We start from the raw sequence: 20100 nt of genomic DNA, 5'->3' as shown, positions 1-20100 counted from the left end.
TCTTCACGACATGCTTTTCGTAACCCAAATGCTGGTCCATTTCGGCCTCCAGCATTTCCTGAAGTGTTTCTGCAAACAGATCTTTTAAGGCGTTTTGTGCATCCTGCGCGGTCACCAGATTATTCTCCTTAATGAAAGCCCGCAGCTGTTGTTTATCCCAAAGTCCCATGTGTTCTCCCAACCTTTCTACTATGTTTCATTTTAATAGTTTTGGGAGTTTACACAATCTATTTTACAGACTCTCGTATTCACGGCATGGTTTTCACTTAGGTACAGAAATGACTTTAATCCCTTGAGATTTAAAATAGCTAAAGTCCTGGGTGTTGAAGTTAATGGTAGCGTAATTCGTAAATTCCTTTTTCAGAAAATCACATTTAATTATTAACTGATAAGAGCCTGTCGGTCTCTCTAGATACAGACTATATACCAAATCCACACAATTTAGGTTATTTGCTTGCACAGTGTGTTTTTCAAAGTCATTCCTCTTTAAGGTAAACTGTGTATCTTGATTAGCTATACTTCGCTCCCTACCGAAGCTTTTAATTAAAATTGGGTTTGTGGAATTCTTGAAAGCAATGAAACCTTCCCTTTTCTCTTCGTACTTGTACCCATTTTCATTAAGCCATCTGGAAGTTAAATCTTTCTTCTTTTGATTGAAACTTTGACTTGCCATAGTAGCTTACCACCTTCTTTGAAATTTCAGATATAACCATTAGACAGACTTTCTTGTACGAATCAATCTCCTTGACAATTCTTCGTTCCTTTTTTTGAAAAGAACAACTCTTAATCGTTATCCTAAACTCCCTCTCCATCACACAAAAATTTCGCCTTGGTTGTGATACGGTTCGGCAGATCATCTCTAAGGCTAAATCATCATGAATAAAAAACATACGTATTTGCTATTTCTTGCGTTTATCGATACAATTTATAAGAACACATATTCCCATTTTCCGTATTTATAGGAGGTGATAAATTATGGCAATCGGAGATCGCTATAAAACAGGACAACGTTCTCCCGCAAATGCATACTACGCATGGGATGGTTACACCGATGGAACAAACTCTCCTAGGCCAACAGCCGAAGAAATGAAAATTAGGCTGGAGAACGGCGAAGTATTTCCACCTATTAACTCTTGTGACAAAGGTGCCTTTTGGAAAATGACATCTTATGCATGATCTTGAGTATAAGCAAGACTTCTATAGAGAAGTCTTGCTTATTTATTGATATTACATATCCCGGTTTAGATTTTTTCGTAATTTTAGGTTTATTACTCGGACATATCATATATAATAACTGATAACAGAGATTTTTTCGAAGTTAGTTTGTTTTGGAGGTGGTATCATGCTAGTTATGTTTCGATGTAAAAACTTTTCTTCGTTTCGTGACGAGGTCGTTTTAGATATGCGCGCTACTTCATATACCCAACACCCTTCACACATAATAAAGCATGATTCAGTAAACTTATTGAAAACGTTAGCGATTTATGGAGCTAATGCGAGCGGCAAATCAAACCTTATTAGTGCTATGCACTGGTACGAGCGGATAATTTTTAGCCACCTATTTCAAGGAAATCAGTCTGAGCACATGAATGAAGAATTAGACTCAAGAAAATTGACATCAATACAACCTTTCTTGCTAAGCGAAAATAATGATTCCTGTATTGAGTTAGAAATGGTTTTCCTTCATCAAAATAAATTATTTCAATACGGTTTCTCCATTCAAGAATCACTTATCTTATCAGAATGGCTTACTGTGGATAATACTAATGTATTTGACCGTGATAATAAGGGGATTTCTTTTGGTAAAAAATACGAGGCTCAATTAAAAAACTTTAAAAAATATCGCGAAGATCGTCTTTATCTTTCTGTACTTGATTATTTTGCAACTGATGAGATGAAAGAAACAGTTGATTGTTTCAAAGACTATTTTCGTAACCGATTTAATGTCCACTTTGAATTGATTCTCGAATCCAGTATCAAAGGCACAGTAGATTCATGGTCACATTCCAAGCGTCTTGTTCAAGATGACATGTTTCGTTCAAAGGTAGCTGAATATATAAGAAAAATCGATGTAGGAATTGACGATATAAAAATTGAAAAAGAGTGGGTCTTAAATAAGAAAACGGGACAAAAAGAACAAGAACCTTTAATTAAAACGATACATTCTGTGTATAATGAAGCCGGCCTAAGGGTAGGCAGCAAAGCTTTTGACCTTCCTCAAGAATCATCTGGGACATTGCGGTTTCTTTCGTTCATACAGGAGATCTTAACACTAATTGAAAAAGGGGGGGTCTTTGTTATTGATGAATTGTCAGCCAGACTCCACCCGTTACTTACAAAATTCATTGTTGATATATTCCAATCTGATAAGAATCAAAATCAAGCTCAACTAATCTTTACTACTCATGATACATCTATCTTGAATAAAGACCAGTTCCGTCGAGATGAAATTCTGTTTGTTGACAAGAATGAATTCGGTGCCTCCACGATATATTCTTTAGCTGACTTGAAAACGGTCCGGCAAGATGCCACTTACAACAAGGACTACTTCAGCGGGAAATACGGAGCAATCCCTATTTTCCAATCAGCAGAGAATGGAAATGGTGGTGACTGACATCGCCCGGTTAAATCCTTCCGTTCCAAGACAAATCGAAACTCGTCCTAGCAACTTAGGTAAGGTGCTTCTTATCTGCGAAGGCCCTACCGAGGTCTTATATTTTGAGCATTTTGCTGACATCATTCGCAGGAATCAAAATAAGTTTGCACATCTAGATATAGAATCCATCCCAGCAAAAGGCAACGCCCAAAGAGTATTGAATTTCGCTGAGGAGTTTTTGCGAGAGGAGACTAACCTTCGTAAATATGCACTGTATGAAAAGCATCTTGTTTTCGATTGCGATGCTCCAACTGATATTGAGCGGGTTATCATTGATATGCTCTCGTCAACTAATAATTATATACTGTCTCTAACGAATCTGTTATTTGAAACCTGGTTACTTATGCATTTTGAACAGGTCGAACCCATCTACTCAGATACAAAAACAAAAGTTGGGAATCGGCTAGAGGCTGCATTAGGTAAAGAGTATACAAAAGCTGACTCTGGTCTTATTCGACAGATCATTGGAAATGGCGATAACTTAAGAAATGCGATTTCGCATGCATACGCTCTCGAAGAACGTTTCAAGAATCAAAATCTTAGTTTGGAAAAAGACATCCAGAAAATGAATCCTTTCACAACGGTTCATTCTCTTATGGAAAGAATATTATATGAGATGGAAAGGTCAGAAACGTAGTTGTCGTCCTCTCAACTACATCTGTAATGGCGAATCATAGTACTTTCTTGTGCGTTACTATGATTCGCCTTTAATATGATATGCCCCCACCTATCATAAGTCAGGCTAATTCACTTTTGGTATTATTGGGCGTATCATTCTAAAGGCGAAATTAACAAACAGACATTCACAAAAGATAAATAAAAATACAGCAGGTCGAAGCTGCAGCTGGAGCTCCGATACGACCAGGCCGAGCCCGTCTCCTACGAGCTCGTTCGTTCACTGATGGGCCGGTTCCACGTTCTCCTCCGCCACTCGCCGTTCCCGCAGCGCAAGACCCTGCTGCACCTGATAGTGAAAAGGATCACGCTGGACGACAGGAAGCGCGTCGGCAGCGTCGAGCTCGCCTTCAACGAGGAGACCGAGAAGCATTTTTTAAGCGTAGCCCCTCTCGCTGAAACAATGGGAAGGGGCTTCTTCTTTTCCAGGAAATGCTCAGAATTGCATTGGAACTTTGATATAAAAAATCGTCTATATATTGCAGATATAATCTATATCTCTATCTGAAAGGTTAGGTGGTGTAACATGGCTAATGAATAGAATGAAATAAAAACACATGATGTCACGCAAGTTCTTGACCTTGCTAATAATAAGCATATAATCGACGCATTTGTTACTGCCGAGAACAATGAACAAGAAGTGCTTGTAGCAATAGTTGCTAGAGTCCGACTTGCGATATTAAAACCAAGCAAGGCTGGAAAGCGACTATTGTAGATGCTAAAAGAAGTCGCTTTTACGATAGTGTAGAAATTACAACAGAATCTGAAAGCCGCATGGCATCTAACGCTACGAGTATACACTTAGATACGGGAACCTTCTATTCTGACTATGAAGGATATAATGTTGGAAAGCAACGAGACTATGTCAGGAAAAATTGTAAGAACTCGTTGGAGCGATATAAACAGTTCTACAATAAACCAGTCGACCCTACAGATCAATAATTTGCTGAAGTCATATGCTTAACTACCCTGCCCTTTAACATATCAGAATCTTTTCCGCTCCTTTTAAGCAGTTAATATCCAAAATTTCGCCCTACCTATGATACGGTTCACCGTATCACTCTTATGGCGAAATTCTACGTACTATTGATTTATCATTATTTTGCCCATAAGAAAAATGGAACCCGATTATCGGTCTCCATTTTTTATGGCAAAAATCCAAGTTCAAATAATTTGTCATAAGCTGCGTCGATTTGTTCTAATGAAAATTTATCTTGTTTGATTTTTTTAACTTCATCAATAACTTTAGTTTTATCAAACGTTTGATACATCTTAAACATAGAGTTTGCAACAAAATGAGTTGTTGACCAGAGCTCTAATACCTTTGGTTCATCTGGTAATAATTCTATTACCGAATTTATAATGTGTGAGTGTTGACTTATAAACGCTTCTTCTCTAATCAGTATTTCCTCATATTTATCGCCTGGTTGAATAACAAACTTTTCACCTGATTTACTTATAGTAATTGAACCCTCTAGTTCTAAGTTATCTGTTTGATAATCTAAATCGGATGAATAAGGCCCAAAATGATAGATTCTAAAACTCAATTGAGTAGGAACTCCTTTAGCATCGATAAAATACATAAACTTTTGGAATGCTTTTTTTCCTTGGATAGTTTCCTTCTTACGTGCTAAATACGATACAATTGCTTGTAAACTCATTATTACCTTCCTCCTTTGAGAATCTCATATCTCATCTGTATATGACCCCTAACTTGCTGCGCAATGGTCGCAGTTGCATATACTCTGAAAATATATATGGGATCTTCAAGTTTTGCTACAATAGGTGCTTTTTCTTTAAACGAGTGCGTTAATATATTACTTTCCTTGTTTATTATATTTATTGTAGGTACTTCATCGATTTCAAATTTAACAGGCGCTTTTTGATATTGGTCCACAATAACTTCTTCAGGTTTATATTTTTCTTCAAGTTCTGCTTTTATTATTGAATCATATTTTCTTTGTTGGTCTCTATTTTCTTTAGTACCAACTGCTTCTGTTTCCCAGACACATTTTAAATGCACCCGGTTCAAAAAGCTATCAGCCCAGACACTATTAATAGTCTTTGCCTTCTCTATGACAGAATAGTCATCTAATTTAAGATATTCTTCAACATTAATAGGGAGCTTGTCAACATTATATAAAGATTGTAAAATATCCCTTAGTAAGTAATGTAGAATTCTGTCATATACTCTGCGGGTTCTGTGTAAATAAACTTGTGAGAACATAAAATATCTCGCCAAAATAAGACCCTCTACGGCTTCAACACCATCATATTCAAAACCAAGATGCCATGTACCTTCTTTGGGGAACAATGAAATTACATTCAAAATCCTTTCTAAATCGAAATTTCCATACTTAACACCTGTATAAAGAGAATCACGAAGTAAGTAATCCATTTTATCAGAATCTAATTCAGATGCAAATATATTCGTAAGTAACCGAATCTCCTTTTTATATATATCACCTGTAATCATTGCGGCGACTTCCTCTACACCAAAACCATACTGATCGCCAATTCTTTTAACAATAGGGGCTATTTCCGTCTCAGTTATAATCTTGCCCGCCATACCTTCGTGGCCTTTGACTGATTCATCATATAGATTATCCCCTGCATGCGAGAATGGAGCATGAGCTACATCATGAAGCAACGATGCCAGCCGCAACATCTGTCGGTATCGTTCAACCTCCTCTTTTGACCATTCAAGGACTTGAGATCGTTTTTCAATTAATTTATTAAATATAAGATTCGATACATGCATGACTCCAATCGAATGTGGGAAACGTGTATGCTCCGCGGAAGGGTAGACTAAGTAAGTAGTTGCGAGTTGCCTAATACGACGCAATCGTTGGAATGGTCTTGTATTGATAATACTCATTTCATCATTACTCAGTTTAATAAAGCCATGAATTGGATCCCTTATTTCAGGCATTTCAACCCCGCCCCTATCTCATATTATAAATGCGAACATGCGTTCTTGCAAATAATTAATTTACTTTATTAGTATTCAATTTTAGTGCATAATCTCCTTCTAGCATGTAGACAAAATATGACAAATACGTGAATACTAATTTAGGGCTTGCTGAACGATTCTTTATCCAACCTTCAGAGCTAGGCGTCCACGAGACTGCATCGTGAAAATGAGGAAAAAAAGAACGCGGAGCCTACGTTCCAAGTTCATCACCAGAAGCTGTAGCGTAATCACCGATTCACTTGTCTTTGCAAGGCGTGCGCGAGTACAGCCAAGCCCATACTTGCGCTTGCCTTCTCCAAACTTGCCTTCAATCGCGTTTCGTTCGCCGGTGTCCTGTTTGAGAACTTGCTTTTCTTCGCTTGTCGGTCCATTTTTCGGCTTGCGCCCCAATGCTGGTCCACTGAGTCGGATTTCATGTTGCTTGCAGAAGCTCCGGTTTTCGCGCGTGCGATAGATTTGATCGGCTTGGACGACAGCCGGATAGAATCCCATACGCTTGCGGCACTTCTCGATCACGTCAATAAGCGTCGTGCTCTCGTTGAAGTTATCCCAGGACAGCCGATCCAGGAACGCATAGCCTTTGGTCATGCTTACTGCGATCTTGGCTCCGAACTCGACGCGTGCCTTGGCTTTCCCTCGTACAATCGGCCGGATATGCGGCTGATGAATGCTGACGATCCGATCTTCCATCTGGTGAGAACGTGCATTGTACATGTGTAACTGCTGACGGTAAAGTTCATGAATGACCAGCAAGTCTCGGTAGGCTTTGCGGCTAAGCAGCGTGAGCTCCTGCACCTCGGCTTGTTCGGCGATGATGGCAAGGTTCCGTCCAACGTAACCGAGCTGAAGTCTGATTGCTTTGCGAATCACTTTTGGTCCCGGCCTGCGTTGCTTGGAGACGGCAAGAAATTGTTTGCGTGCCTTTTCCCGGTACGTACGTGGTTTCGCCGTTTGTCCGATGAACGGTTCATGCAACGTATCGATGATCGCTTCGAGCTTCTCCCGCGCTTCATTCAGCAGGTTCAGATCTGTGGGATATGCTACATCCGCTGACGCGCAAGTGGCATCTACCAGCATGGTCCCTTGATTTTGCAAAGCTGTCGCTTCTGACGCTGTCGATACCAGATGCGCTTCAGAAACAGACGTTGTCGCTTCAGGACTCTCTGGCATTGCGGCCGTCTGGGGTGGTCCTGCTTTTGACGATTCATCCGACGCCTCCACAAACATCGTTTGCTGTTCGGCTTGAACGGCAGGGACTTCCTTCTTCGAGCGTTTTACTTTTCCTTGACCACCGCCGCTTGCGTCATTGCTGTCATCATCGTCTTTTGTTTCCTTCGCGCCCGTGGAGGCGACGAGCTCGTTCAGTTCAGCCAGCACTTCCGTCAAGCGCTTTCGGAAATGCGTCATCATGGAATGATGGAACGGCTGCTTCATCGCGAATCCGGGCAGACCGATGAAGTATTGCATATAGGGATTTTCACGAATCGATTCCAGGGTTTCTCTGTCCGTCAACTGCATACGCTCTTGAATGATTAATGCACCAAGCCCCATCCGCAAACTGATCGTTTGTTGACCGCGGAGCGTGTCTTTGAAAAACTGTCCGTACTTTTTCTCGGCTTCCACCCAAGGCACCAACCGCGCCAACTGAACCCAGCGATTTTCTTCGTTCAGTTTCCCTCCGAAAGGGAGAAAGAAATCGCCTGGCATGATCAATTGATTTTCGAGATACGCGGTCGGTTTGAACACTTCCATCACTCCATCTGCAAAGTTTTTGCTGCACTTTCGATGCATTCCTTTGCATATGAATTCGACACAAAGCACCAAAAGCCCTTGTTGTTATGCGGTTTTTAGCGATTTTATGAGCGTTCAGCAAGCCCTACAATAGCAACCAATGTTACAAATTCTTCTTGTCCTCGTAACATTGTCTAAATTATAACTACAACTTTTCATTGCATCTTTCAACGCATGGGCAGCTTCATCGAAAAACACTCTACCATCACTGACTATTCGTAATTGTGGATCATCTAAAATAATCTCCTCCAAATAAGAATCGAAGGGCAGAAAACCGTAGGTGTTTTTAATGGTTATCATTTCTTTATAAGATCCGTTTGCATACAACGTTTTAAATTCTTCTATGCCGTTCATATATCTTTCACTGTCTACCTGACCGTCATACCAACGTGTAGGATTATCCTTTGTAACCCATAATTCTGGAAGAGTTGGGTGTTGGAGTACATTAAGTTTAATTTTAAAGAGTACTGGTCCATAAAGATTTTGTCGAGGAAATCTACCCCCATGCAAATCGACACTATCAAGAAAAATATCGTTCCAGACATTATACCGCCTATCAATTTTGTCTGAAGATTGAGGCGTTTGAACAAGACCAAAATGTTCTACAGCCCCACGAGAGAGTAGTCCTCCCGTGCGTAAAAATGTGCAAGAAGTCTTAACGGTATTTGCATGATAAAGATATGTAATACCAATACTTGTTAAGTAATCATACACCTCAATGGGATTCAACCTCAATTGCTTCACCTCTCAGGGACAAACATACTTCTGATCTGCTTTATAATTTCAACAAGGACTTTTGAACTATTTCCAATATTAATATACTACCTTTCAATAAAGTTAATATCAAGGCTAACTTTTTAGTACAATCACATCTGTTTCAGCTGACATTCCGATGTTTTTGTACTGCACGCTATCATTTCACAAACAACAAACTATACGGTATCGTCAATTCAAACTTTTCCTTTACCGTCACTTGTGATACTGTTTTCACCGCGCTATCTGTAACGGCAAGTTTGTTTGGATCATGTAATGTTGCTTGCAGCTGGGCTCGATTGCCCCGACGCTGACTGCGTACAGTACTTATAACTTATAAACCCATTATTTCTGTCAACTTATTAAATTCTCTTTCGATAACTTGCGGAAGGCTATCTTTGTTACGCTCATATGTTGCTGCCCTACGGGTAAGTGCTTCTTCCGTAAAGTAAGTTTCAACATTGTATTTATGAGCGTCAAAATATTCTTGAGTAATGATTTTAGTAAATGGAACAAAAAAGTCATTTGACTTACTGTACATTATTCCTTTGACTTTAAAAAGTCGTAGTATTTCTCTTAAGTTTTGATCATTACTTAGAAAAAATGGGATGAAATAACGTCCATTTCCACCGTGTAACAGCTGTCGCTCCATAATCCTAGGTACAGAGAAATCCCAGGCTATGTTTTCAATAAATTGAAGCACCTTTTTGGGGCTCATTCCTTTATTGATTTTATTGAGCATTTTAACATCGTTTTGTGTAGTGAAATACTTATGAGCAATAACAAACTCTCTATCAAAATATATACCAATAATATTAGTTGAAAACTCAAAGAGCTTCTGAACTTTCTTATGAACAGTTGTTTTCGACTCAAACTTAATCTGCATTACCCCTATTATGAATAGTACCATATACCTCTGTATTCTTAAGAAATAATCCATCCCTTCTTGTGCATATGCAGAATTGAAAATTCCATTAAAGATTTGATCGGCTTGCAATTGTGCTTCATTTTCTGTAATACCATATTGCAACTTTCCTGTTTTAATATATTCTTCTCTATTAATGCTCTTGAAAAGTTCGAGGCTGACCAAATTAAGGTATAACTTGGTCTTTTTATCCCGTTTGGTCTTTTCATCCCCACCTTCTATATTTACAAACGAATTTTTATAGTTTTCTATCATATAAAAAATATGATCATAATTAAAATTATTCCTGATGAGCAGGTCAATTGTAGTAAATATCTCATTATTTAAAGTCGAATAATCTCTACTCACAAAATTATGTATATAGCTAGCATAATTTGTGTCCAGCATTATTGAGTAATCAAGACCAAATGTGGTGTCCTTTTCCCCGTTTTTAACGGTTTCAATCAATAACTCGTCATCAATAAAATATAGCTTGTCCGTCTCAAAGTAAGGAATGAAGTGGCTATCGGCATTGTTGATTACTTTATTCAACTCAGTAGGATATACACTTCTGTGATAATTGTCTAAAGAGATAATTGATGACTTATCTTCCGTAGACTCCCCCATCATTACCCAAGTTTCAACAACTTCACTTACATTTGTCGCAATAGAAAGACTGTATAGCCCTTGTTTAATACGTTCACTATCCATTCGGTTACGCTCCTTAACAGGTAACAAATCATAAATGCCTACATTCGCTAAAACTTTATTTATGCTGTTCTCAAAATACTCTGCTGCCTTACAACTTCAATAACTCGTGCTTTATACTTTGAAAAGCATCGGCCATTTCCTTTATAGAACTAAAGCGTTCATCAATATTTGCAGCCAAACCTTTTAAAAGGAACTCCTTAACCGCTTGACTTTTACTGTAGAGTCCATTTCCATGCTTCTTCCCACAGAGCAAAAAGTTTACAACCTGAGTGAGAGCGTATATCTCATGCCTCACTTCGTAGTTTGCGAATCCCACCTTTGTTAAGTCAGGATCGTTTAGCGAGCCTTTAACACTTGAATCTGTACTCGTTAAAGAGCTTTCTGGAATTTTTACTAGACCAAAATCCGCTATCTTGAGTACAGTCCACGTTTGATCGAACTGATGAATCAGAATATTGTGGTAGCTAATGTCTCGATGCAATATTTCCTTCTCATGGATGTAGATGAAAGCGTTGAAAAGCTGACCAATAAGCTTAAGCCGATCTTGCATATCCAACTTAGTGTTATTGTCGCGGATGTAATCAGCAAGCGTTCCTCCATTAGCATACTCAAGGGTATATTCATGCTTCTCATCGTTGTAGTTATAGGCTTCAATAATGTAAGGCGAATTAAACTTACGTGTAATCTCGTACTCATTCTTAAATCTCTGTAATTCCTTGGCAGTTAAATTAGTTTTAGCACGCTTTAGGGCAAACCAACGGTTATAATACGGGTCTTTGTATTTAAATACCTGAGCATATGACCCACCACCGATTAGCTTGGTTTGAAAGACTTCTTTATTGAATGAACGCTTAACTTCGACGACGTTCATCATTATAAATATAGCTCGATGCTCAATCAGTTCAATCATTGGAAAATCAGCGGGAATAGTGCTGCCCCCGCTCTTACTCAAAAAGGTACTGCATCTACCAATTAACTCCACATAGTATGGATCCAATTCAAAAGCAATTGGTGATTTCTTCAAATTTGCCTGAAGCTTCTGAAAAGCTTCAATCACATCAATTAATTCCCGGCTAGGGTCTGCATTGAAATGTCCACCATATCCTGGTGAAAGCTTCTGATTCATGAAGGAAAATAAATTATTTAACATGGCATGAAACAGTGGGAAAACTTGTTTAAGGTCATCATTCTCAATGTTTTCATAGTAGTCATCATATAATGCAGATGCATCTTTCATGTTAGAGAACTGAGCATTAATCTTTCGGGTTTGTACACGTAAATACTCATCAATTTCATGCACAGGAACAGCCATATTTACCCCCTAGTCAGTTATCACATTTAATTTAAGCCACAGTATTTCCCTTTCTTGTCGAATATCCTCATTTTACCATATTTATTAAACTGTTTGTACATCATATGAGAAAGTATCCCTACAACAGTCAGATAGATTAATTTGATCTTATACCCCACCGCAGAGATAGCAAAACAACCTCTACAATCCAGACAGAGGTTGCTTTCTATTGCACCCATAAACCAAAAAGGAAGCTGACAATGAACACTGTACCTTAAGATACTCTAATGAACTTCCTCAGTCAGCAACTCAATCGGTATGGAACCATGCAGTGAACCATTCATTTTCTAAATTTTATCATCTTATACGGTATCGTCAATTCAAACTTTTCCTTTACCATCACTTATGATACGGTTCCCCCCGATTAATCTTCACCGCCCGGTACACCTGCTCCGCCAGCACCAGGCGCATGAGCTGATGGGGCAGCGTCATGCGCCCGAAGCTCAAGCGCCGCTGCGCGCGGCGCAATACCCCATCGGCGAGCCCGTGGCTCCCGCCGATGACAAACACGACATGGCTCGTCCCATACGTGCCGAGCTGGTCAAGCTCAGCGGCAAGCTCTTCCGAGCTCCAGAGCTTGCCGCCAATGTCGAGCGCGATCACATGCGCGCTCTCCCGGATCAGCGCGAGGATGCGTTCCCCCTCGCGCCCTTTCACCTGAGCGACCTCAGCCTCGCTCAGGGAATCCGGTGCTTTTTCGTCAGGCACCTCAAGCACCTCAAACTTCACATACGGCGTCAGGCGCTTCGCGTACTCCTGAATGCCTTGCACCAGATACTTCTCCTTCAGCTTGCCCACACCGATAATCTGAATCAGCATATGTACACATCTCCTTTTCAATCACAGCCACACTCATAGGATCCTTCTCTAACCCAGCCACATCTGGCGGCCACAGCCGTTTTCTCTCTCGTTCGTCCCTCTCCCTCTCTCAATCACACACATTCCTTCTCCAACCCAACCAACACCTTGCTGCCGCAGCCATTGGCTCACTCGTTCTCATTCACAATCTCACACTGACGCTGTACCCCGCTACATACTCTCCTTCTCCAACGCACCTGCACAACCCCACTCTTCCCATTCCAATCCCCAAAACAAAAAAGAGCGCCAAAGCACGCTCTCCCCTCATCTATTCTATGACTTGGCTTACACGCCTGACGCTCTCTTCCGCGTCCTGAAGCCCAGATTCCGCTGGCCCATAGGCCTTGCAAAGCTACACTACCAGAAACTCCGCATGCCGCTCGCACTCCACGCACTTGACGGGAGGATCCCAATCGGAGAACTCGGTCTCTTTCAGATCCACAATGTCCGGAGCGTCCTCAAACTCGTCTACAAAATTCTCAATTGCCAATTCTACGTGCTCTTTGCACACAACGTACATGGTAAGCATCCCTTTCTGTCCATCCCAAGTCGCATGTATTCCGATCTGTCATCCCTGTTGTTCACAGTATGACCACTCTTCAGTTCTAACACACGTCGCCTTAAAAAGAAACCCGTAATCTCAGGCATCCCCCTGCACCGCGCTGTCAACAGCACCCGGTGCCGGTCTCGCGCGGGGAGGGAATTCGAGGCTCGCCCCGCGCATATGGAGGAACAGCTCCGCTATTCCCTACTCCCCGGGCTTCTCCTCCAGCTTCACCTTCAAATCCTGCTGCTTGCCCTCGCGGTAAAGCGTCACGTTCAGGCTGTCGCCGACCTTTGTTTCATGGTACAGAAACTTGCGCAGCTCCAAGGTGGTCGTAATCGGCTTGCCGTTGAACTGAGTGATCACATCATTCAGCTTCAGTCCTGCCTTTTCGGCCGGTCCCAGCACATCCAGGACGACAACGCCTTCCTGCACATCCTTCGGCAGCTTCAGCTCTTCCAGATCCTTTTTGCTCAGAGGGGCGTACGGATTGCCCAGGTCTACCGTGTAGACACCGAGGTATGAGCGCGCCACCTTACCGGTCATCATAATTTCCTTCACAATCTCTGTCACGTCATTGACCGGAATCGCAAAGCCCAGTCCCTCCACGCCGGATTCCGCAATCTTCATCGTGTTAATTCCGATCACGCGGCCGTTCAGATCCACAAGCGCGCCGCCGCTGTTGCCTTCATTGATGGCGGCATCCGTCTGGATGACCTCTGCCTCCCAGTCATACACGCCGTCCTGATTCAAGGAGACCGGGATGACCCGGTTCGTGTAGCTGATAATCCCGGACGTCAGCGAATCGCCCAGTCCCAGCGGATTGCCGATCGCAAACACCGTTTCGCCGAGGCGCAGCTTGGAGGAGTCTCCCAGCTCGGCAACCTCGCCGATACCCTTGCTGTCAATGGACAGCACGGCGAGATCACTCACCTTATCGGTCCCGATCAGCACCGCATCCTTGCTCTCGCCGGTCACCGTCACGACCTCCAGCCGGTCAGCGCCCTCCACCACATGGTTGTTCGTCACGATATATGCTTTGTTCTCTATCTTCTTAAAAATCACACCCGACCCCAGCGAGTTCTCCTCCATCCCGCCGTCCGGAGCAAACTCTTCACCGAAATCGAAATTCTCTCCAAAATCAAAATCCTCCGGCAGCTCCTCCAGCCACGACTCATCCTCCGGGGAGGCCTCATCTGGAGCCAGCTCCTGCTCCTCCGGAAGCACCGGTTCCGGGTCCTTATGGGTGACAACACTGACGACCGAGGGCCTTACCTTGGCAGCTGCATTTACCAGGCGCTCGTAAGGATCGCCGTTCGTCGGGGTAAGCTCATGGCCGCTCAGGCCTGCAGCCGGGGATGAGCCGGTGGAATGTCCGGTCAGCAGACTGAACAGCAGCACCGCAATCAGGGCACTGCATACCGAGCTGATCGCGGAAATTTGAAGCGTAGACAGCGGTTTACGGCGGCGGCTGACGCGCCATTTTGCCGGGGCCGGGGCCTTCTTCAGTTCCCTGCTCTCCCGTCCGGATACTCTCGTTGAGTAAAAATCATCATCAAACAACCCCATATGGCCGCTCCCCCTTTGGTCCCGTCCGAAAATATATGTACTTATTATATAACTGTTACATCCGCCAAAAAGTTGCACTGTTCATAGCTGCCACTTCAAAAAGCGTACTTCTTACCTATTCTTTACCACCGTTCAGCCCTGCAGAAGCATCTATCAATTCCTTGCATTTCAACCATAGTTTTACCAGTCCAGGGACGAAAAAAGAAACAAGCCCTCAATCGGCATGCTTCCTTGCCCGGTGGTCATTTCTTCCCGGTATTCTTCAACCTTCCGGTACTTCGTTCATTGTACCACAACACCAGGTCTTTGACCGTGATTTCTGTGTCAAGCGAGTGTAATATTTTATGTAAATTACATCCAGTTTATAGTGATCTCGCGTCATCCTCCAGTCGCATTCCTGAGGTTCCTGCTTCACCTGAATAAACACCCCTTTCCATCCGCAGTAAGAGCTCCTACTCCGAACATAAAGGGGTGTCCGCCATTGCCACTACCATTGCCATTGCCACTACCATTGCCATCGTCCTGGAAAGGGTGATGTCCTGTCATTCATGCTATGAATTATAATACTTATTTCTTCAGCTCATCCCATGGGGTAGAGCGGTCATAGTACGTATCGCACAGCTTGAACTCGCTGTCCTTGAAAAAGCAGCCGCGGTCCTCCATCGTGTCCCGCACGGTCATTTTGGCGAGGTCCATCATGTTGTGATCCCGGCTCAGATGGGCAAGATAGGCCCGCTTGGTATCGCCGGTCAGCAGCTCGCTGAGCGCTTCGCCCGCGGATTCATTGGACAGATGCCCCAGATCGCCGAGAATGCGGCGCTTCGTGTTCCACGGATAGCGGCCCATGCGCAGCAGCTCGATATCGTGGTTCGATTCCATCACGAGCACATCCGAGCCCTCAATCGCCCGCATCACCTTATCACTGACATAGCCGAGATCGGTAGCGACCCCCAGCTTCTGATCACCGTCATAGAAGCAGTAACCTACGGGCTCGGCCGCATCATGGGAAATCTCGAACGGCTCTACCCGCAGGGTGCCGAAATCCTTCACCTCATCGCTCTGCAGCACAATCCGGTTCTCCTCCGCAATGTTGCCAATCGAGCGGTTCATGGCCTCCCAGGTCTTCTCATTGGCATAGATCGGCAGATTGTATTTCCGCGCGACTGCGCCGAGACCCTTAATATGGTCAGAATGCTCATGCGTGACCAGAATGCCGTCGATCTCCTCCCCGGACATCTCCCGCTCCTTCAGCAGCTCATCAATGCGCCGGGCACTGAGGCCGGCATCAATAAGCAGTGTCGTATCCTCGTTCCGGACGATCGTCGCATTGCCTGTAGAGCCGCTCGACAGTACGGAAAAAGATATCGCCATTTCTTCCACTCCCTTTATGTTTGCTTTATGGCTTCTTCGGTGTAAACACATCCCCGCTGATGCCCTGAACGTAAATCATTTCCCCGTTATCCAGCGTAAACCGCCATGCAGGAGCTGCCAGCTCCACTTCCGTATCGAACATCTGCCCGTAGTATCCCAGCTGGATGTCCTTCACGGACGAACGCGGCGGGATCACATTCCGCTCAATCAGCGTACTGAGCGCCTTGGAGGCCGAGAGCACCTTCTGCTCCTCCACATCTCCTGTCGGCTCGATCTCCAGCACCGGCTCACGGTAGAACTCAATCTTCTGGCTCTCGTGAAACAGCTCCAGCTCTACATTGAACAGCGGCCACTGGCCATGTACGAGCGGCCGGTAGACGAATGTACTCTCCCGGTCTGACTGCGGATCATGGCGGTATTGCTCCAGATCCGCAATCTGATTCCCGATCGCACTCTGCAGCTCCTTCGGCTCACCGTAGATGAGCCGGGTATCCACCGGCTGCTCCAGCGGCACCGGATCACCCTGTGCGCCGGGACGGTAGGTATATGATATTTTGGGCAGCTGCGGCGTTTCAGCCGGGATGGGACTGAGCACCTGAATCCGGTTCTCCTCCATCATGCGCTGGGTCGCCCCGGACAAGGAGGTAAAGTCCGGACTCGCGCCCGCCCGATCGCGCATATCCATCCAGAGCTGGTAGCCCAGCACCAGATTGAGCAGCAGAAAGGCGTAAATCAATACGTTTTTGGCCCGTCCCCAATCCATCCTCCGTCCTCCTTCTCGCTAGGTGTGTTCAAGGCTACTGCGCAGCAGGGTGCTGACCGCTGCCGTTACAGTCCACTAAGATCCGTCAAGCTGCCATCGGGCTGTACAACGGCCCAGACGGGCGTCAGCACGAGGGTGTTCCCGGTCAAGGCAGGCCGGTAGGCGGGCTGCAGGCCGGCAATGGACACATTGTCCGGCAGCTGTGACAGCACCTGCCTTAAATCCTCACCGCCAGGCAGATGATCCAGACGCTTCTCCTTCTCTACCGGCTCTGCATACAGGAGTGAGCGCTCATAAGAGGTCACCGTCCCCTGCTGCAGCTCCAGCGTCATAAGGCCGTAGTTCAGTCCCGGGGTGTCCAGTACGGGAAGACCGAGATCGTACCGCTGAAACTCGACCCGGCGGCTGTCCTGAACGTCTTGCGTCCGGCTCAGCCGATAGCTGCCGCTCCAGCCTCCGTGCTGATTGACGAAGCTGATCGCCGTCAATACGTCCCGTCCGGGATTGTTCTCGCCGGTAGGCGGCGCGGCGGGATCTGTATAGTTAATCCGGTATTGGCTCTCATCCACCTGGAGGCTCCGTTTGCCGTCTGTGTAGATTTCCGAGCCGTCCCGCTCCCGAATGTTCCGCGTAATGCCAGGGTCAAAGAACAGGCTTCGCTGCATCTGCTCTACCGTATAGCTGTTCATCGTCAGCTCCAGCGAGACGATCGGCAGCGGCTCCTCCGGAATATAGTAGGCAGCATCCTCGCTTAGCGTATACGGCACCCAATCCTGCCCGAAATCCACGAGCTGTCCGATATCCTGCGCTGTTAAATCGGCCTGGGCCGCTTCATACACAACATTTCCTTCCGTACTGAAAAAGAGCACATGCACCTTCGGCTCACCTTCTACGCTGTACAGCCACATTTTGTGGATGCTTTCTCCCTCGAACAGGGAGTCCGGCGTAATCTGCATCACCCGCTGCAGCAGCGTAACCGGCATGCCGGAGCCGAAGTTCAGCTCAATCCCCTGTGTCGCACGGCGAAGGGCAGACCAGTCCATATTGCTGACGCTCCGCCGCTGAAAGCTGTCAAAGGTGCGTCCCTTAATCCGGTTATAGATCAGGTCATAGAACATTTGGCCGGGATAGAACACCGTATGCTTGTCCTCCCCGAGGTGAACGACCATATTTTTCGGATAGATCAGATTCTCGGTCCGCTCCTCCGGTCCCATCTCGTCTGTCTCGATGTAGGAGCTTCCCGATTGCACGACCGATTCACTACCTGGCAGGCGGTAGATGAGGAAATAGCTCTGGATCAGACTACACAGCACCAAAAAAGCCAAAAATGCCGTCTTCACGCGCTCCATCATGCGCTCTTGCCTCCTTCCACCACCAGCGGCAGCGTAAAGGTTACCTTGGTGCCTTGCTCCAGCTCGGAGTGAAGCGTAATATGGCCCCCGTGGGCCCGTACAATTTCCCGGGCAATGGAGAGACCCAGACCCGTTCCGCCCATATTGCGGGTACGGGCTTTATCCACCCGGTAAAAGCGTTCAAAAATCCGCTCCAAATCCTTCTTCGGAATCCCGATCCCGGTATCGCTGACTGACAGGGACAGCATACCCTGTCCTGTTAAAGCCGCTTCCATCGTAATCTTGCCCCCGTCCGGGGTATATTTCAGCGCATTGGAAATGAGGTTGTCGAGCACCTGGTCAATGCCATCGCGGTCCAGCATGGCGTGAGAGATACCCTCCTTCACATCAATAACGGCTGTAATGTCCTTCTGCTGCATTTGAAACGAGAACCGGTCCTCTACATCCTCCAGCATTTCCACAATGTCCACCTTTTGCTTGCGCAGCGCGGCTTCTTTGGAATCCAGGCGGGATAGATGCAGAAGATCCGTGACGAGCCGGATCATCCGCCCCGTCTCGTTCTGAATAACGTTCACGAACCGGGACGCCAGCTGGGTATCCTCCAGCGCGCCGTCTCCCAGCGCTTCCGTGTAGCTCTTGATCGTCGTCAGCGGTGTGCGCAGCTCATGCGATACATTCGCTACGAATTCCCGGCGGGAGGACTCCAGCTGCTCCTGCTCCGTCACATCCTGCAGCACCGCAATCGTGCCGGTAATGCCGGTGTCGCGCCGGTGAATAGGTGTAAAAGTCACCCGCATTGTCAGCGCCGGGTCCCCTTCGCGCGGCGCAATCTCCAGCAGCCGGGAATCGAGCCCTTCTCCCCGGGAGAGCGCATCTCCCTCCGGCTGGGCAAGGCCCAGCAGGGCTGATATTTCCTGTCCGGCAAGCTCCTCGCCCTCGACGCCGAGCATTTGCCCCGCCCGCCGATTCATCAGAATGACGCGCCCAGACTCATCGGTTGCAATCACGCCATCGCTCATGTTGGTCAGAATGGACGCCAGCTTCTCCTTCTCCTCCTCGTTCTGGGAGAGCGCCTCCCGCAGGCGGCTCGTCATATAGTTGAAGGCCTGGCTAAGCTGTCCGATTTCGTCGCTGCCGAACACCGGTGTTTTCTCGGTAAAGCGTCCTTCTGCCACCGCCCGTGCATGCTTTGTCAGCTCTTTGATCGGGTGGGTGATCGTATGCGACAGAATGACACCGAGCACCGCCGTCAGTCCCAATGCCAGCAAGATCCCGGATATAAAAATATTATTAATCCACTGCATCGTCTCATACAGCTCGTTCATACTCGCTACAATATAGATGGCTCCGACGATCTTGCCATTGTAAATGACCGGCTTCGCCACAACCTTCTTGCGAATACCGTCATCATCCAGAATGTTCTCTTCATTATCACGAATCCCCTGCAGCGCGCGGCTGACCACCGTCTGGGTGTTCTTGTTGCCGACATACTCCGCCTGGGAGGAGAGGGAAGTCGTAAGCACGCGCCCCGTCGCATCCAGCACCTGAATTTCAGCGCCATCGAGATTAAACAGGTTGTTGACCATAATTTGCAGGCTCTCTACGGGATCCTCCTCACCATCGGTTCCGCCGGCCAGCGTCTTCGCGGCCAGGACAGACATCAGCTCCGCCCGCTCCTGCAAATCCGTCGTAAAATTGCTTGTCAGTGAATTTTTCATCGCGCTGACAAAATACACACCGATCAGCTGCATCGCAATCAGAATGAGCAGCACATAAATAATAATGACCTTCGCCTGAATCGTGCGGAAGAAGGAGAGCCACTTCATGG

General features: G+C 45.6%; 18 protein-coding genes and 1 pseudogene. 3 read left to right on the top strand and 16 right to left on the bottom strand.

The genetic code is table 11. From position 1 onward, the window contains the following. Positions 1–169, bottom strand: a pseudogene (locus ACH6EH_RS20245) (IS256 family transposase); the annotation flags it as partial. 93 nt (positions 170–262) lie between these two features. Next, on the bottom strand, positions 263–673 hold the full coding sequence (locus ACH6EH_RS17190; protein WP_397333227.1) for a hypothetical protein: 411 nt from the start codon (positions 671–673) through the stop codon (positions 263–265). Positions 674–975: 302 nt separating this feature from the next. On the opposite strand from ACH6EH_RS17190, the gene ACH6EH_RS17185 reads away from it, so the two are divergent. The 3 genes from ACH6EH_RS17185 (at position 976) to ACH6EH_RS17175 (ending at position 3293) form a co-directional block, all read left to right on the top strand. Beyond that, entirely contained in the window at positions 976–1176 is a 201-nt protein-coding gene (locus tag ACH6EH_RS17185; RefSeq protein WP_138227494.1) for a YjzC family protein, read from the top strand. A gap of 166 nt (positions 1177–1342) precedes the next feature. Then, positions 1343–2614, top strand: coding sequence for an AAA family ATPase (locus tag ACH6EH_RS17180; protein WP_138227495.1), 1272 nt, complete (start codon positions 1343–1345; stop codon positions 2612–2614). Further along, positions 2595–3293, top strand: a complete 699-nt coding sequence (locus ACH6EH_RS17175) for an RloB family protein (RefSeq protein WP_397333226.1) — start codon at positions 2595–2597, stop codon at positions 3291–3293. Before ACH6EH_RS17180 ends, ACH6EH_RS17175 begins: the two co-directional genes overlap by 20 nt. Before the next feature lie 258 nt (positions 3294–3551). Here ACH6EH_RS17175 and ACH6EH_RS17170 read toward each other — a convergent pair whose 3' ends face one another. The 14 genes from ACH6EH_RS17170 to walK form a co-directional block, all read right to left on the bottom strand. Then, positions 3552–3704, bottom strand: coding sequence for a hypothetical protein (locus ACH6EH_RS17170; RefSeq protein WP_397333225.1), 153 nt, complete (start codon positions 3702–3704; stop codon positions 3552–3554). A gap of 772 nt (positions 3705–4476) precedes the next feature. Next, positions 4477–4992 (bottom strand): hypothetical protein, encoded by a 516-nt coding sequence (locus tag ACH6EH_RS17165; protein ID WP_397333224.1) that lies wholly within the window; start codon positions 4990–4992, stop codon positions 4477–4479. A gap of 2 nt (positions 4993–4994) precedes the next feature. Further along, positions 4995–6263, bottom strand: coding sequence for an HD domain-containing protein (locus ACH6EH_RS17160; protein WP_397333223.1), 1269 nt, complete (start codon positions 6261–6263; stop codon positions 4995–4997). 162 nt (positions 6264–6425) lie between these two features. Then, positions 6426–8051 (bottom strand): transposase, encoded by a 1626-nt coding sequence (locus ACH6EH_RS17155; protein ID WP_397333233.1) that lies wholly within the window; start codon positions 8049–8051, stop codon positions 6426–6428. Positions 8052–8171: 120 nt separating this feature from the next. Continuing rightward, positions 8172–8810 carry a hypothetical protein gene (locus tag ACH6EH_RS17150; protein ID WP_397333222.1) on the bottom strand — a complete coding sequence of 213 codons (639 nt, stop codon included), beginning with the start codon at positions 8808–8810 and terminating at the stop codon, positions 8172–8174. Between the two features lie 373 nt (positions 8811–9183). Beyond that, positions 9184–10464, bottom strand: coding sequence for a hypothetical protein (locus ACH6EH_RS17145; RefSeq protein ID WP_397333221.1), 1281 nt, complete (start codon positions 10462–10464; stop codon positions 9184–9186). A gap of 88 nt (positions 10465–10552) precedes the next feature. Then, positions 10553–11776, bottom strand: coding sequence for a serine/threonine protein kinase (locus ACH6EH_RS17140; protein ID WP_397333220.1), 1224 nt, complete (start codon positions 11774–11776; stop codon positions 10553–10555). A 378-nt stretch (positions 11777–12154) separates the two neighbouring features. Next, positions 12155–12634 (bottom strand): 23S rRNA (pseudouridine(1915)-N(3))-methyltransferase RlmH, encoded by a 480-nt coding sequence (gene rlmH, locus ACH6EH_RS17135; protein WP_138227504.1) that lies wholly within the window; start codon positions 12632–12634, stop codon positions 12155–12157. 391 nt (positions 12635–13025) lie between these two features. Further along, positions 13026–13193 (bottom strand): CxxH/CxxC protein, encoded by a 168-nt coding sequence (locus tag ACH6EH_RS17130; protein ID WP_138227932.1) that lies wholly within the window; start codon positions 13191–13193, stop codon positions 13026–13028. 228 nt (positions 13194–13421) lie between these two features. Beyond that, the gene (locus ACH6EH_RS17125) at positions 13422–14786 is read right to left on the bottom strand and encodes a S1C family serine protease (RefSeq protein ID WP_208203709.1); all 1365 of its coding nucleotides are present in this window, start codon (positions 14784–14786) and stop codon (positions 13422–13424) included. A gap of 567 nt (positions 14787–15353) precedes the next feature. Then, positions 15354–16157: an MBL fold metallo-hydrolase gene (locus ACH6EH_RS17120; protein ID WP_138227506.1), complete on the bottom strand. Its 804-nt coding sequence runs from the start codon at positions 16155–16157 to the stop codon at positions 15354–15356. Positions 16158–16182: 25 nt separating this feature from the next. Continuing rightward, complete coding sequence (gene yycI / locus ACH6EH_RS17115; protein ID WP_138227507.1) at positions 16183–16920, bottom strand: two-component system regulatory protein YycI; 738 nt, start codon at positions 16918–16920, stop codon at positions 16183–16185. A 65-nt stretch (positions 16921–16985) separates the two neighbouring features. Next, positions 16986–18272, bottom strand: a complete 1287-nt coding sequence (locus tag ACH6EH_RS17110; protein WP_208203707.1) for a YycH family regulatory protein — start codon at positions 18270–18272, stop codon at positions 16986–16988. After that, a complete protein-coding gene (gene walK / locus ACH6EH_RS17105; RefSeq protein ID WP_483875085.1) occupies positions 18269–20098 on the bottom strand; it encodes a cell wall metabolism sensor histidine kinase WalK in 1830 nt (609 codons plus the stop codon). Before walK ends, ACH6EH_RS17110 begins: the two co-directional genes overlap by 4 nt. Positions 20099–20100 lie beyond the last annotated feature (2 nt).

Source organism: Paenibacillus sp. JSM ZJ436 (genome assembly GCF_044383795.1).
Classification (GTDB): domain Bacteria; phylum Bacillota; class Bacilli; order Paenibacillales; family Paenibacillaceae; genus Paenibacillus_AQ; species Paenibacillus_AQ algicola.
The sequence above is the reverse complement of the archived record's forward strand: the minus strand, read 5'-3'. Positions and strand labels throughout refer to the sequence as shown.

Coding starts and splice junctions, on each gene's coding strand:
- ACH6EH_RS17140 (WP_397333220.1), bottom strand. CDS start 11,776: ATGGCTGTTCCTGTGCATGAAATTGATGAGTATTTACGTGTACAAACC.
- ACH6EH_RS17110 (WP_208203707.1), bottom strand. CDS start 18,272: ATGATGGAGCGCGTGAAGACGGCATTTTTGGCTTTTTTGGTGCTGTGT.
- ACH6EH_RS17165 (WP_397333224.1), bottom strand. CDS start 4,992: ATGAGTTTACAAGCAATTGTATCGTATTTAGCACGTAAGAAGGAAACT.
- ACH6EH_RS17160 (WP_397333223.1), bottom strand. CDS start 6,263: ATGCCTGAAATAAGGGATCCAATTCATGGCTTTATTAAACTGAGTAAT.
- ACH6EH_RS17120 (WP_138227506.1), bottom strand. CDS start 16,157: ATGGCGATATCTTTTTCCGTACTGTCGAGCGGCTCTACAGGCAATGCG.
- ACH6EH_RS17145 (WP_397333221.1), bottom strand. CDS start 10,464: ATGGATAGTGAACGTATTAAACAAGGGCTATACAGTCTTTCTATTGCG.
- rlmH (WP_138227504.1), bottom strand. CDS start 12,634: ATGCTGATTCAGATTATCGGTGTGGGCAAGCTGAAGGAGAAGTATCTG.
- ACH6EH_RS17170 (WP_397333225.1), bottom strand. CDS start 3,704: ATGCTTCTCGGTCTCCTCGTTGAAGGCGAGCTCGACGCTGCCGACGCG.
- ACH6EH_RS17125 (WP_208203709.1), bottom strand. CDS start 14,786: ATGGGGTTGTTTGATGATGATTTTTACTCAACGAGAGTATCCGGACGG.
- ACH6EH_RS17190 (WP_397333227.1), bottom strand. CDS start 673: ATGGCAAGTCAAAGTTTCAATCAAAAGAAGAAAGATTTAACTTCCAGA.
- yycI (WP_138227507.1), bottom strand. CDS start 16,920: ATGGATTGGGGACGGGCCAAAAACGTATTGATTTACGCCTTTCTGCTG.
- ACH6EH_RS17130 (WP_138227932.1), bottom strand. CDS start 13,193: ATGTACGTTGTGTGCAAAGAGCACGTAGAATTGGCAATTGAGAATTTT.
- ACH6EH_RS17185 (WP_138227494.1), top strand. CDS start 976: ATGGCAATCGGAGATCGCTATAAAACAGGACAACGTTCTCCCGCAAAT.
- ACH6EH_RS17175 (WP_397333226.1), top strand. CDS start 2,595: ATGGAAATGGTGGTGACTGACATCGCCCGGTTAAATCCTTCCGTTCCA.
- walK (WP_483875085.1), bottom strand. CDS start 20,098: ATGAAGTGGCTCTCCTTCTTCCGCACGATTCAGGCGAAGGTCATTATT.
- ACH6EH_RS17180 (WP_138227495.1), top strand. CDS start 1,343: ATGCTAGTTATGTTTCGATGTAAAAACTTTTCTTCGTTTCGTGACGAG.